This window comes from Bacillus sp. K7 (genome assembly GCF_053903245.1).
The window spans coordinates 1,467,811-1,481,872 of the sequence record NZ_CP096406.1 but is presented as its reverse complement, the minus strand read 5'-3'; the positions used below and the strand labels follow the sequence as shown (position 1 = coordinate 1,481,872).

Genomic DNA, 14,062 nt, shown 5'->3' with positions numbered 1-14,062 from the left:
ACACCTCCGTTTACTAGAGTGCTCATTTCTTGGAATTTTATTCTTTCATTTGTACTTAATTGGCATAAACAGAAAAATAACCTGTCATGACGTTAACCGCTGTTTCTATCGCATTTTCATCAGGATTCAGCTTTGCGTGATGAAGCCCATGTTCAGAATCAGCACCGAGCCAGAACATGAAGCCTGGATATTTCTTCAGCATGTAGCCGAAATCCTCTCCAGTCATTGCTTCTTTTGCTTCGATTACTGTTGCTAGTTCATGTTCAGCAACAAAAGACATAAATTCTTCTGTCAGCCCGCTCGTATTGTAAACTTGATGATATACAGACGGATACGTTACTTTTCCTGTACAACGGAATCCGATTTCTATTCCTTTCACTACATCTTCAATCCGTTCCTTTACCCGTTTCATCGATTCTTCAGAAAGGGTGCGAATGGTGCCTTCCAAGTGGGCTGTTTCCGCAATGATATTTTGTGCTGAGCCTCCTGTAATGGTACCGACTGTAATAACCGCGCTGTCCAGCGGATCTGTGTTTCTAGATATGATCGTTTGCAGCTGGGTGACAAGTGTGCTTGCCGCTACAACCATATCTTCGGCAAGGTGCGGATAGGCCGCATGTCCCCCTTTTCCTTCCAAATCGATGACAAGCTCTGATGTATTCGCAAAAAGGAGGCCGCTTTTTGTCGCGATCGTGCCTACGGGCAGCTCTGGAGCAATATGCAATGCGGTGATGACATCAGGCTGCCACTTTTTTAATACATCACTCTCAAGCATTGGTTCCGCACCGCCAGGCCCTTCCTCTGCCGGCTGAAACAGGAAGAGCAAATCATGTTTGACCGGGTGGTAAATAAAATGGTCAATAATGCCAAGTGCAATCGTCATATGCAAATCGTGTCCGCAGGCGTGCATGTTGCCGTGATGCTCTGATGCGAATGGAAGACCGGTCTGCTCTTCAATGGAAAGCGCATCGATATCCGCTCTGTACGCCAGCATTTTCTCCGGCTCCGTCCCGTTGATCTTAACAAAAAGCCCTGTTCGCCATTTCTCAATTTCAATTCTGTCTTGCGGATATTGTTCCAAAACATTTAATAAATATTGCTGGGTTTTGTACTCCTGAAATCCAAGCTCCGGTATACGGTGCAGATCTCTGCGGATTGCGATGAGCTCCTCTTTCTTCATTCCTTATTCCTCCTGCCTATACGAATAAGGCGTGGATAATATATCCACGCCCTTTTTTATCAAACCATTCCTTACAGCTGGCGTAATTCCTGCTTGATTTCAGTTTTGCCTTTTGTTTTCTCATCAATGTCTTTGATTTTTTTAGCAGGTGTTCCTGCAACGACAGTGTATGGCTCAACATCGTTTACCACGATCGCGCCTGCAGCAACAACGGCTCCTTTACCTACTGTTACGCCTTCAAGCACAACAGCATTTGCCCCGATCACAACGTCGTCCTCAATAACAACCGGTTGAGCGGATGGCGGCTCAATAACGCCCGCAAGCACAGAACCCGCTCCGATATGGCAGTTTTTGCCGACAGTAGCTCGTCCGCCCAAGACAACGTTCATATCGATCATTGTGCCTTCGCCGATAACTGAACCGATATTGATAGAAGCCCCCATCATGATGACTGCATTATCACCGATTTCAACTTGGTCGCGGATGATCGCGCCAGGCTCGATACGCGCTTTGATATTTTTAAGGTCAAGCATTGGAATCGCAGAATTGCGGCGGTCATTTTCAACCACATAGTCTTCGATTTTGCTTTGATTTTCTTCAATGGCTGTTTGGATTTCGCTCCATTCACCGAAAATGACACCTGTGTTTCCGTTGATAAAAGCTTTCGCAGATTCGCCAAAATTGATTCCTTCCAGCTCACCTTTTACGTAAACCTTTACCGGTGTAGATTTCGTGCTATTTTGAATAAATGAAATAATTTCATTTGCGTCCATCATTTTCATATGTATAGTCCTCCTCCTGATTTTCTACCTCATTACTGTATCAAAGGAAAGATACAAAGACAAGAAAAAAAGGAACAGCCGCTTGAGCAGTTCCCAGTGGGTAAGTCAGACAGCGATTCCGCTTTTCTTTGCGAATTGTCTCCCGAACTCCATCAATTCTTCCTCTTCTTCACCTTCTGGATTATTTTCGATTTTTACTGAAGGCAGTACAATTTCGCCTCCGCGTTCTTTTATTTTTGCTTCAAGCGTATCAACTGCTCCACAGAAAAATTCATATGCTGTATCACCGGAACCGAATACAGCGCAAGTTTTGCCGGAAAAATCAATCTCATCCATATCTTCAGCAAGATCTAAAAATTCATCAGGCAAATCGCCGTCACCCCACGTGTAGGTTCCCATCATAATATGATCATAATCGTTAAACAGCTCTGCATCATCTATATCCATCACTTCGTAACGGTCTGCCTCCGCTTCCGCCTCTTGAAGGCCCTTTTCAATCAAATCTGCCATTGCTTCAGTGTTGCCAGACATTGTTGCATAAACGAGTAAAATCTTCCCCAATTCTTTTTTCCTCCTCTAATGAATCATTGCTGACACATCGTACGGCTGAACAAATTTACATTCATACAAGCCTGCACAAAAGAAATTCTCTTTCTGATTGGCCACTCTCCATCCATGCCCTTTAATGGTATCGAACCATTTTAACGACCTGGCTTCGAGGTCGGCCTGGTAAATTCTCGAATAGCCATTTTCATCTTGCGTTGTTGTGACATATATAATTCCATCATCCTCTGAAATATCAAGAAATGATTCTTCTTTTTTCATCATGCTGGATTGTATAGTGAACTCTTCATCAGTCAAAATATTCCGTATAGTCACAGCACCGCGCTTTCCTTTCACAGAACCCATCGCAGCCACTAGCCAATTTTCATTGAACACGAGCATGGATGCTGTCATGCGTGTTTCTTCTTTTTTAACGATTTGGACTGTGTCATGGTTAAAGTCATAAGCCCAAATGCCTCCATAATATTCGTGTATTTGCGTGCCGATGAAAAGGCTGCTGCCCTGCAGGCACAACGAACGGATTACAGGAGGGTTATCAAATCCCGCAAAAGGTTTGGCTACGCGCCAAGAAACCCCAAAATCATCCGATACATAAATGCAATGCTTGCCATGGGCGCAGGCAAACCCGTCGTTACGGCCTGTAATCGCCCACACTGTTGCGTTTGTCGGAAAGCTCGACATCGTCCAGGTTTTCCCTTCGTCAGACGAACGAATGACCGTTCCCTTTTCACCGACGCCAAACAAGTAAGGCCCTATGTAACTGATGCCATGAATTTTGCTTTTCAAACGGAAAAGCTTTCTCCAGCCCTGCTCCAAAGAATAATGAAAAATGCCTTCTCTTTGTACCGCCACAAAATAACCTGAAGATGCCGATGCCGTGACAGCAGTCGCTCCTTTATGAAACATGGGTCTTTTCCTTGCTGATATAATCCGCCCATGCAAGAAAATCTCTCGCAAACGCTCGGCAGCTTTCCACATCATCATCTGTTTCAGGCGCCAGTTCGATTTTCAATGTTTCCTGGTAAACAGCAGCTCCCGCCTCTTGCAGCATGACGCTGAACAAATTGACCGCTTCACAAAACTTCGGATAAGAATAGTCGCCAGACCCAAAGCAAGCTGTTTTCAAGCCATTTAGCTGGAGCTGTTTGACCTCTTCAAAAAAATCTTCCGCTTCGTAAGGCAAATCGCCGTCGCCCCATGTATACGTGCCAATCAGCACATAATCATAGGATGTTAAGGCAGAAACATCCGCATCATCTATCTCAATGCAGTCGATATCCAACTCATAATCCTGAAGCGTTTCTTTTATAATGACGGCAATGTCTTCCGTATTTCCTGACATGCTGGCATATGTAATCAAGGCTTTAGCCATGTTATCACCTCATCAATTGATAATGATTTTCAGTATCATATGTAACACTTTAAATGATAATGATTTTCATTGTCAATATGCAAATAAAAAAAGACAGCACATCGCTGTCTTTTAAAATGGATTTTCCTGATCCAGCATATCCTTTATGACTTGAACAAAAGCTTGAACTTGCTTCAGCTCAAAGGCAGGTTCATAGCCTAATAGCCATGTGTCCCGTCCAATTGGATGCTCTTTTGTGTCTAACAGTGGCATTTTATTGACTTTATCTTCATTTTGAAGAGTAACTGACGGCAATATGGCATAACCGATTCCGTGCAGCGCCATCTGTTTACACGTTTCAATCTGATCAACCAATATCGTCTGTTTTGGCGACGTTTTAAATTTTTGATGCCACCAATGCTGAATTTCCTGAAAATAAGTACTGTCGCTTTTAAACTGGATAAACGGCCGTTCGGTATGGGCAATATCTTCGATGCAGGAAATTTCAGTATCGACTAAATACAGGTGATCTGTCATCAAGTAATCTTTACGGCCCTTCCACTCAGGGTTCCCTCTTATAATACCGATATGAACCTGATCCTCATATAAGCTTTTCAGCATTTCGCTGCTCCAGCCGGTAATGAGCGAAACCTTTGCATTCGGGTACTTTTCCACATACGTCTTCAGGACTTTAGGGAGCCAATGCTGGCCGATTATTGAGGCGACAGCAAGCTTCAATGTGCCGTGAATTTCACCTTCAAGCTCATCAATATTTTCTCTAATCCTTTCCTGCTCTAACGTTGCATCATTCGCAAACTGAATGATTTTTTCACCGGCGGGGGTTACCGTTAACCCTTTTTGAGATCGCAAAAAGATTTTAGTGCCCCACGCCTTTTCAATCGTTTGTAAGCGCTGAGATAAAGCCGGCTGAGATACAAAAAGCCGCTCCGCCGCCTTTCTCATATTTAACTCCTCAGCTAAAACTACGAGCATATGAAGCTCTTGAAGCTGCATGTCGTCCTCCTTTTTTATAATCAATAAGTTTTTCTTATCTCCCATTCTAATAAACTCTTCGTTTCTGATTCAAGTCCTTTTCTGGTTTAAATTATGTATGCGCTTTCTTTGTTGCTCTGCCAATATAACGTAAATAGGCCGTGAAGCCTACTTATTCAATGAGCGTATGTGCTTGTTTAACTCCTTTAATACCACTCTTCTCGTAAAAATCCCTTCAAACACCTGTTCATCGTTTTCCACACAGACAAATCCGTTATTAATGACCATGCTAAATCCCTTCATAATTGGATCATTTATATGGAGACGCGGAATATCTGTCAGCATGACTTCCTCAACTGTAATTTGGTCAAGCTTTTCAAACTCAATTCGCTCAAGCCCAAAAATGCTGTTCATAATCATATTTGTGCCGATTAAACCATGTAAACGATAGGAAGCATCAAGAACCGGGATAGCTGTGTATCCGGTTTTTGTCAGCACTAATAATGCGTGCTCAAGGTTATTGCCGACTTGAACGTGCGCTACTTTGTCCGCCTCAATCATGAATTGTCCGACTGTTGCCTCAAGAAGCTGGTCTGATTGTAAGCTTATCATGTTTTCGACCCCTTTTCATTTTCATCAACCATACATTCCCTATATTACAATAATATAAACTTTATCAGTATTTGTCGAAAAGTTTCCTCCAATAAAAAAGATACTCTTTTTACGAGTATCAATTATAGGGCATTACATTAATTTTCAAATCGAAATCGGTCGTATAGTGTTACAAGTTTTTTGTAGGTGGTTCCATCAACGTTTTTGGTTCCTGTCTCTATATCGTTGATTTCACTGCTCAAAAGCTCGATAGCATACTCATGGTTGATCAGGATATTCAGCAGAAGTTTTTGTTCTTCTTCTGTAAATCGTTCACCGATAAGACTCATTCGCAATCAGGCCCCCTGTTTTATACTGAATACCTCTGAAAGCAAGTCAACTTACTTTCAGCTCTACCGCTAGAATAAGTAATCAGAAAACAAACGTCAACCGCATAATTCGACATTTCCCTTGGCTTTTCAGCCGGAATTATTTTGTGAAACGATTTGCATAGCTGAAGGCAGTGTATGAATCCGGTTTTATTTTCGCCTCTATCCCCATGGAAGTAATACGGCCTGTCATTTCTTGAATCAGTTCTTTTGTAAGCCCTTTTTTTCCAATATCCAAGTGAACCTCAAAGGTCAGATCCGCTCCCTCACCGGTAAAGGGCAGGAGCAGATCTGTGATATCCATTAAGTGTCCATCCAGAATATAAGCGGCTGTTTCCTGGCTGTACGCCGTTTCTAACGAAATCTTCTCCCGAAGGCTATGTATGGGTCTGTCGACTGTATGATTTTTCAAACAGCCCCAAGCTCCCTTGCCTGTACGATGCAAATGCAATGCGGTAATAAACTTGGTGTAATCGCGGTGGACCTGTGAATCGGTTCCGATAGATAACACATAGGAGGAACGGGGGTCCTTTCGAACAAAGGCTTTAAGCCGTTCCATCACATCTTGAAAGGTCATCTGTGCTTCTGAGAGATTATAAAACAGAAAAGAATCAGCCATGCCGACACTCCTTTTCAAGGATTTACAACCATGAAACAAGTATGTTCCTTATCGTTTATTACGATTACTTTTTACAGAAGCGGGAGCTTGTTCCCCTTATTTCAGGAACCTTACTGAAGAAGTTCAAAGATTTCGATGGAAACCATGTCGATATTATCAAACGGATATGTGTTAGGTTTTTCACCTTTTTGGAAAACTGTCAGCTCAAACGTTTGATTTTTTTCGAAATATTTTACACTGCATATTTTCTCACCATTTACTTCGAAATAACGCTGCATTGGCTCGTTAGCCGCTTCCGCTGTTTCTTGCAGACTTTGCAGCCGTGTGATGATACCCATTAATTGTGACATTCTAAAAAAAGACTCCTTTCAAAAAGCAACTTCAAATCAACAAGTATTTATTATAATACAAGTTCTATTGAGCATCATACCATAAAGTCGGACAGGATGGCATTTTCCCTGCTGAATTTAAGAAAAGAAAAAAAGTGAAAAAATGATTTTTTATTAGTTTGAGGCTTTTTTTTGAATGTCATGCACACATTAATGATTTTTTTAATATGCCCGCAGCGTCAAGAAGGCTTTTTTACTAATTCATCAAAATTTTCTTTTGAAATTTTGCAATATGTAATGATTCAGGAGTGAACATCTCGCCGCATTTGCCGACTAATATCTCTTACACCGCCATGCAGCATTGGTACGGGGTTCAGGCGCTGAATGTCTATTTTTGTTCCTCCCAGTGTTCAATGTTTTCCCCTAGTTAGGTTTATTGTTTTATTGATTGTCTTATGCTTTGGCAAAATAAAAAACTTGGCGGGGGTAGCGCCAAGTTTTTTCGGATCTTGATCTGATAGAGGGGTTGGGGAACAGAGAGTAGGTATCTCTCTATAATTAAATGATAATGATTATCAGTATCAATGTCAATCGTTTTTTAACATTTTTTCAATTATTAAAAAAAACGGCCTTTCAGCCGCTTAAATCAATCCATCCTGCTCATATAAATAAGAGTAAGGCAAGTCTATAAATAAATACATCTGATCATCCATCGGATACGAAAACGTTCTGATCATTTCACCAGTTTCCAAATCGCTGTACAAATCACTGAAAAACCCTTTTCTGAGGTTTCTCATTCTCATGATATTCTCCAAAAAATAAGGACGCCAACTCCAATTCTTTTCCGCGTATTCCGGCTGGTAAATCCACTCTCCATCCTGTTTAAACACATTTCCCGTCAGCTGGTCGCCTTCTTCATCACACATGTAAATTCTAAAGCTGCAATCTGTCAGCTCTTTTGCGAGTTTTTTTATAAAGTCATCATCAGAAGACAAGTTAATTTTTCTTAAAGATGTCACAGCTTGATGGACTCGTTTGTAAAACTGTTCGGAGTGCTCATAGACGGTTTCAAGCTTCTTTTTCTCATGTGTGATAAATTGGTGAAACTCAGCTTTAAGTCTTTGCTTCAATACATCTCTCTGTGGAAACGTTTCAGAAGGAGACAACAAGTAATACCCCTGAAAATAGCGGCCGCCGTTTCTCCAAGCGTATTGAAGCTGGAAGTTCGCCTCAATATCTTCATACAGCAGTGCTGCACCGATTTTTCTCGCTAATAAAGATATGCTGTACAGCACATGCTCATATGATGGTGACGGCTGTGATATTTTCAGCGCCTGCAAATCGATTTTTAACAGATCTGGTGAAAGCAGTGCGATTCTGTCCAGGTTGCTGCTTTCTTTCCCGATGTTATCAACTGCGATTTTAATTCCGTATGTACGATAGTAGGCAAGCATATGGTAGAGCTGCTCAATATCCCCTTCAAAATTGTGCTCCGTAATTTCAAGCACAAAACGATGAAGTTCGATTCCCTTTGCTTCATACTCTTTCAGAAGCTCCAGAAAGCTTTCACCATGATCAAGCATCAGCAGATTGGCGTCCTGATTCATAAAAATCAGCAGATCAGAATCAGCCTCTAAAAAGCGGTCAAGAGCTTGGCGGATAATTCTGTTATCCACCTCTAATTTATATTCTTCGGGTATCCCCGCGTCTAAAAAAAAGGGCCCGAGACTTTGGATTTCTGAATCTGCCATTATACGCCCAAGCACCTCATACCCAACGATTTTCTGCTCCTCAGCACTGAAAATCGCTTGGTAATATGGAAGGACATCATCAATGTTCGTTAAAATATCAAGTGGATCCAACATGTTATCACCTGCTTCTCTATCTTTGTCTGATTATACCACATTGAATCCAAAGTTTAATATGCTTTAAAATGGATAAGGATTGAGCCATTGCCCCCCATCTAGAGTGACACATTCCCCATTCATATAGGAAGCTTCATCAGAAAGCATAAATGCGGCTAAAGATGCGATTTCCTCCGGTGTGCCGAGCCGGCCGAGCGGCACACTGTTCAGCGTTCGGGCTCTCGCTTTTTCTGATTCAAATAGTTTCTCCGCACCGCCTGTTCGTTCAATTGGGCCGGGTGCAATCGCGTTTGTGCGAATGCCGTATTGGCTCCCCCACTCCACGGCCAGCGTTCTTGTCAATGACAATACCCCTGCTTTCGCTGCAGCGGAATGGACGACCCCCGCTCCCGCTCCCCAAGCGTATGTGGCGGCCATATTTAAAATGACGCCCTGCTTCTGCTTCTCGATCCAATGTCTGGCTGCAGCTTGGCTGCAAAAAAATGTGCCGTTTAAGACAATCTCAATTACGGCTTTCCATCCATTGGGCGTCAGCTTTTCTGCCGGGCAAATAAAGTTTCCGGCCGCATTGTTGATCAGCGCATCAAGCCGCCCAAATGCTTTTATCGCTTCTGTCATCATGTCAGAAGCGGCGGAATCAGAACGGACATCCATTTGAAAACAGGCGACCTGTCCCTCAAAGGTTTCAATGTCTCGTTTCGTTTCTGCGAGTGCTTCCTCGTTCCTCCCTGTCACCATAACGTACCAGCCTAATTCAGCCTGTCTTTTTGCCATTGCTTTTCCCATGCCGCTTGACCCGCCGGTAATAACAACCGCCTTTTTTTCCATGATTTCTCCCCCTTGTTATGAATGAGTATTCATTCAATTTTATTCTATCATGATATGCCGGCTTTTGTCAGTACATGCTGATATGAGATTTTTTCAAGATACAGATGATATAATAGAAAAACTCTATTAAAGGTTGGTTTGAAATGAAAAAGATGTCCAGAAGGCAATTTCTAAAAGGAACGTTCGGGGCTCTTGCTGCAGGAGCTTTAGCGGCCGGCGGCGGATACGGCTATGCCAGATATCTGGAGCCGCATATGATCGAGACAACCGAACACACAATCAAAAGCTCTCTCATCCCGCACGGATTTGACGGTTTCAAAATCGTGCAGTTTAGTGATACACACTTGAGTGATTCTTTTACTCTTGAAGATTTAAAGACTGTTATCCAGTCAATTCATGAATCTAAACCTGATCTCATTGTGTTTACAGGTGATATTATAGATAATCCTGATACGTACCAGCAACATCAGGCAGTCATTCCATTATTGAGAAAACTATACGCGCCCTTTGGCAAGTTTTGTGTTTACGGCAATCATGATCACGGAGGCTATGGAACTGCCGTTTACAAAAGCCTGATGACGGCCGGCGGTTTTACGGTATACCGCAATGGCTATCAAACATTGTCGCTTGCAGATGGCAGCAAAATCGAGATTGCATCACTTGATGACTTAATGCTAGGAAGCCCGGACTATGAAGGCATCCTTTCAAGGCTAAGCGACAGACTTTTTTCTATTCTGCTCGTCCATGAGCCTGATGCAGCGTTAAAAACAACAGGCTATCCGGTGAACCTTCAGCTTTCCGGCCATACACACGGCGGCCAGATTCAGCTGCCTTTTTACGGCCCGATTATTACACCTCCTTATGGAAAGGTCTACACAGAGGGAATGTATCAGACAGGCAGCACCCATATTTACGTGAACCGCGGCCTCGGGATGACCAGATTGCCGTTGCGGTTTCTGGCCAAGCCTGAAATCTCAGTCTTTACCTTAAAAAGCACAAATTAATGTAGCAGGATGGGCTCCTCATCAATACTTATAAGTAAAAAAGAGAGGATGAGGAAACTGCTTACGTACCAGGTAAAGCAAGGTGAAACACTAAGCAGCATCGCGGCTGATTTCAGAATCAGCACCGCTTCATTACTCAATGCTAATCCGTCACTGCAGGCAGGGCTCACTGCGGGACAGTCCATTGTCATCCCCGGCCTCCCGGACCCTAATACGATTCCGTATCATATCTCAGTCTCAATCGGCGCGAAGACCCTTACGCTGTTCCAGAATAATCGAATAATGAAGACCTATCCGATTGCGGTCGGCAAAATATTGACCCAAACGCCGACTGGAGAATTTTATATTATTAACCGCCAGCGCAATCCCGGCGGCCCATTCGGCGCTTATTGGCTAAGCCTTTCTAAGCAACACTACGGAATACACGGGACGAATAATCCTTCTTCGATTGGCAAGGCTGTCTCTAAAGGCTGCATTCGTATGCATAACAAAGATGTGATCGAACTCGCTTCAATTGTGCCAAACGGAACAAGAGTCATGATTAACCGGTAATGTTTTCTTATTTGTTTCAAAAACAGGCGGTTTATAATATGATAAAGTGGGACCTTTAGGGTAAGGAGCGTTTTTATGGATATATTTAAAAATCGTAATTTTGTTCGTCTATTTTTCGCAGCACTCGCTTCTCAAATGGGGACGACAGTAGGCAACATGGCATTTGCTTTTTTCTTGCTGGACCGCTTCAGCAGCCAGCCTTCATATACGACCTTGGCGGAGCTGATGTATTCTCTTCCGACCGTATTTGTATTTCTGATCGTGGGAGTCGTCGCGGACCGGTTTGACAGAAAAAAGGTGGCGGAAAACTGCGATTGGATTAGAGCAGGTCTGACTGTCGTCCTTTTTTTCACTTTATTTACCGGCAATATTCCTCTTGTTTTCTGTATTTTATTTGTCAGAAGCGCTGTCACGAAGTTTTTCTTTCCGGCAGAAAACAGTTTGGTACAAGCCATCCTGCCAAAGGAGCATTATGCCAAAGCAGCTGGGCTTAATCAGATGCTCTTTAGTATTTTTATGGTGTTCGGAGTCGGAATAGGTGCTTTTATGTACAACACAATCGGAATTGAAGGCGCCATTATTCTCGATTTTGTCAGCTTTATCATTTCCGGGCTGCTGATCCGCAGTTGCCGAATTCCAAAGGAAGCCCGACAGCCAAATGGCGCATTCAGCTGGAGAAAAGCCTCTGTTAAAGATTCAATAAATGATTTTAGAGAAGGCATTCTCTATATATCAAAAAACAAACTGCTGGCATCCCTGATTTTCGGCTTCTTCATTTTTGGATTTGTCAACGGGGGATTCGCCGTATTGCCGATGTTTACAATGAAATATGGATTGGCGCCCGACCGTTATGAATGGCATACGTCTGTATTTACGATCGCACTCGGTTTTGGGCTGCTGGCGGGAAGTGTTCTCGGCACGATCATCTCAAAAAAAGTGAAACCCCATTTTTTAATGTCGATACCGATTTTTATCGCAGGTTTGCTGATTTTTGTCCTCGGCTACACAAATGTGTTATGGGTATATTACGCGGCAGCATTTGTCCTCGGAATGTGCATCGGACCGGTCAACATTGCGATCGGAGGCTGGATGCCAAAGATTGTTCACCCTAAGCTGATGGGACGTGTAAGCGGGTTGCAGGACCCTTTTATGATGTTTGCACAGTCACTGACACTCGGCTTAGTTGCGCTGTTATTCCCTAAATTCGTTTCAAACATTGATTATCTTTATTACGGCATGGGCGTTATCACCCTGCTTGTTTTTATTTTTTATTTTGTTGCACTGCCAAAATACAGTGCACAGGCTGTGGAAGTCAATGTTCAGGAAGTCTTTCAAGAGCAGCCCAATAAGAAAGTAAAATCTGTATAATTTAAGTTGTTAATGCGCTTTTTTTCTCAGAAAAAAGCGCATTTTCACATTCAATATTTGCATTTCAACTTTAAAAAAGTATAATCTAATCATATAGAATTTGATAAGAGCAAAGGAGAGAAATAATGGACGACCATGCATATACGAAAGATCTGCAGCCAACCGTAGAAAATCTTTCAAAAGCAGTTTACACTGTGAACCGCCATGCAAAAACCGCCCCTAACCCTAAATACCTATATCTGCTGAAAAAACGGGCTTTGCAAAAGCTTGTCAAAGAAGGTAAAGGAAAGAAAATAGGGCTTCATTTTTCAAAAAATCCAAGGTTCAGCCAACAGCAATCGGACGTGCTTATCTCAATCGGAGACTACTATTTTCACATGCCTCCAACGAAAGAAGACTTCGAACATCTTCCGCATTTAGGTACACTTAATCAATCGTACCGAAATCCTAAAGCTCAAATGTCTTTAACAAAGGCGAAACACCTATTGCAAGAATATGTCGGCATGAAAGAAAAGCCGCTTGTGGCAAATCGCCAGCAGCCAACTTATCATAAACCCGTCTTTAAAAAACTCGGCGAGAGTTACTTTTAACATAAAAACAGCCGTGCCCCCTCGGGCATCGGCTGTTTTTATTTATTCGATAACATACGTATCCACTTTTTTAATCAAATCACTGATCTCAGGCTTGCTGATCTGTTCATCTGCGCCAACGACTTCCCCGCGGTGACGCAAATCATCGGTAATTAGCGATGAGAAAATCATAACCGGCACGTCTGAACTTTTCGGATTTTCCTTCAGCAGCTTTGTGAGCCTGTGTCCATCCATTTTTGGCATTTCAATATCAGTGATAATCATATCAATCTGTTCAGATAAATCCGTTTCGTTTTCAGCAAGGTCCATGATATACTCATAGGCCTCTTTTCCGTTTTCAAACGAAGAAATATTATTGTACCCAGCCTCTTTTAATTCATCCTGCAAGAGGCGCATTAAGAGCGGTGAATCCTCTACAATAATAAGCTTTTTATCAGCTCTTCTTTGATCGAAGCCCTCGGTATGCATATTGTACGTATCCACACCTGAGTCTGATTCAATATCATAAATAATTTTTTCATAATCAGGCAAAAAGATCATCAGGTTTTCGAGCTTAATAATCCCGGTAAGATGCCGCTCCATTCCTTGGTTTAACGATGTCGGCTTTTCAATTGCTTCCCAGGATACTCTGTGAATTTGAGACACAGAGCCGACATGGAAAACAATTTTCCGTTTATTAAATTCAGTTACGATATATTTCTCATCTTTTGATCCGTCAGGCTCCACTCCAAAAAATGAGAAGAGGCTGATCACAGGGAGAATTTCTCCTCTGAGCTTGATCATTCCTTCTACATGCTGATGAGAGTGAGGCACAGATGTTACCTCAACCGGCTGAATAATTTCCCTTACTTTCATGACGTTAATTCCGAAAGCATTATCGCCCACGCCAAACTTCACAATTTCCAATTCATTTGTTCCAGAATCCAATAAAATTTCGTATTGTTGTAACGACACTTCAATCCCTCGCTATTCGCATTCAGTATTGTACTGTATATATCGGCGTAAATTGTAAAAAGTGAATGGTATGGCTCTTCAAAATCGGATTCGGAGAGCGTTA

General features: G+C 42.5%; 17 protein-coding genes. 4 read left to right on the top strand and 13 right to left on the bottom strand.

What is annotated here, in order from left to right; translation table 11 throughout:
- Positions 1-55 precede the first annotated feature (55 nt).
- The 12 genes from M1D98_RS07520 to fadH all read right to left on the bottom strand — a co-directional run bounded on the left by M1D98_RS07520 (position 56) and on the right by fadH (position 9,491).
- On the bottom strand, positions 56-1,180 hold the full coding sequence (locus M1D98_RS07520) for an N-acetyldiaminopimelate deacetylase (protein WP_268529075.1): 1,125 nt from the start codon (positions 1,178-1,180) through the stop codon (positions 56-58).
- Positions 1,181-1,251: 71 nt separating this feature from the next.
- Positions 1,252-1,962: a 2,3,4,5-tetrahydropyridine-2,6-dicarboxylate N-acetyltransferase gene (dapD, locus tag M1D98_RS07515; RefSeq protein ID WP_010328497.1), complete on the bottom strand. Its 711-nt coding sequence runs from the start codon at positions 1,960-1,962 to the stop codon at positions 1,252-1,254.
- A 105-nt stretch (positions 1,963-2,067) separates the two neighbouring features.
- Positions 2,068-2,523, bottom strand: coding sequence for a flavodoxin (locus tag M1D98_RS07510; protein ID WP_121642483.1), 456 nt, complete (start codon positions 2,521-2,523; stop codon positions 2,068-2,070).
- A gap of 15 nt (positions 2,524-2,538) precedes the next feature.
- The gene (locus tag M1D98_RS07505; protein WP_121642482.1) at positions 2,539-3,432 is read right to left on the bottom strand and encodes a WD40/YVTN/BNR-like repeat-containing protein; all 894 of its coding nucleotides are present in this window, start codon (positions 3,430-3,432) and stop codon (positions 2,539-2,541) included.
- A complete protein-coding gene (locus M1D98_RS07500; protein ID WP_121642481.1) occupies positions 3,422-3,898 on the bottom strand; it encodes a flavodoxin in 477 nt (158 codons plus the stop codon). The genes M1D98_RS07505 and M1D98_RS07500 overlap by 11 nt, the downstream gene beginning before the upstream one ends.
- A 111-nt stretch (positions 3,899-4,009) precedes the next feature.
- Complete coding sequence (gene ccpC / locus M1D98_RS07495; protein WP_010328501.1) at positions 4,010-4,891, bottom strand: transcriptional regulator CcpC; 882 nt, start codon at positions 4,889-4,891, stop codon at positions 4,010-4,012.
- A gap of 147 nt (positions 4,892-5,038) precedes the next feature.
- Positions 5,039-5,482 (bottom strand): cyclic-di-AMP-binding protein CbpB, encoded by a 444-nt coding sequence (cbpB, locus tag M1D98_RS07490; protein ID WP_010328502.1) that lies wholly within the window; start codon positions 5,480-5,482, stop codon positions 5,039-5,041.
- Between the two features lie 137 nt (positions 5,483-5,619).
- Positions 5,620-5,817, bottom strand: coding sequence for an AbrB antirepressor AbbA (abbA, locus tag M1D98_RS07485; RefSeq protein WP_010886502.1), 198 nt, complete (start codon positions 5,815-5,817; stop codon positions 5,620-5,622).
- A 133-nt stretch (positions 5,818-5,950) separates the two neighbouring features.
- A complete protein-coding gene (locus M1D98_RS07480; RefSeq protein WP_039073785.1) occupies positions 5,951-6,469 on the bottom strand; it encodes a ribonuclease H-like YkuK family protein in 519 nt (172 codons plus the stop codon).
- Between the two features lie 110 nt (positions 6,470-6,579).
- Positions 6,580-6,819, bottom strand: coding sequence for a YkuJ family protein (locus M1D98_RS07475; protein WP_003218671.1), 240 nt, complete (start codon positions 6,817-6,819; stop codon positions 6,580-6,582).
- A gap of 620 nt (positions 6,820-7,439) precedes the next feature.
- A complete protein-coding gene (locus M1D98_RS07470; protein WP_121642479.1) occupies positions 7,440-8,663 on the bottom strand; it encodes an EAL domain-containing protein in 1,224 nt (407 codons plus the stop codon).
- A gap of 63 nt (positions 8,664-8,726) precedes the next feature.
- Positions 8,727-9,491: a 2,4-dienoyl-CoA reductase gene (gene fadH, locus M1D98_RS07465; RefSeq protein ID WP_010328505.1), complete on the bottom strand. Its 765-nt coding sequence runs from the start codon at positions 9,489-9,491 to the stop codon at positions 8,727-8,729.
- A gap of 143 nt (positions 9,492-9,634) precedes the next feature.
- Between fadH and M1D98_RS07460 the strand changes: the two genes are divergently transcribed.
- From M1D98_RS07460 to M1D98_RS07445, 4 genes are all read left to right on the top strand, one after another.
- Entirely contained in the window at positions 9,635-10,495 is an 861-nt protein-coding gene (locus tag M1D98_RS07460; protein ID WP_121642478.1) for a metallophosphoesterase, read from the top strand.
- 57 nt (positions 10,496-10,552) lie between these two features.
- A complete protein-coding gene (locus M1D98_RS07455; RefSeq protein ID WP_082246298.1) occupies positions 10,553-11,047 on the top strand; it encodes a L,D-transpeptidase family protein in 495 nt (164 codons plus the stop codon).
- A 75-nt stretch (positions 11,048-11,122) separates the two neighbouring features.
- On the top strand, positions 11,123-12,415 hold the full coding sequence (locus M1D98_RS07450) for an MFS transporter (protein ID WP_121642477.1): 1,293 nt from the start codon (positions 11,123-11,125) through the stop codon (positions 12,413-12,415).
- A gap of 125 nt (positions 12,416-12,540) precedes the next feature.
- A complete protein-coding gene (locus M1D98_RS07445; protein WP_010328508.1) occupies positions 12,541-13,005 on the top strand; it encodes a YkyB family protein in 465 nt (154 codons plus the stop codon).
- Positions 13,006-13,047: 42 nt separating this feature from the next.
- Here the strand turns inward: M1D98_RS07445 and cheV are convergent, their stop codons facing one another.
- On the bottom strand, positions 13,048-13,959 hold the full coding sequence (gene cheV / locus M1D98_RS07440; protein WP_121642476.1) for a chemotaxis protein CheV: 912 nt from the start codon (positions 13,957-13,959) through the stop codon (positions 13,048-13,050).
- Between the last annotated feature and the right edge of the window lie 103 nt (positions 13,960-14,062).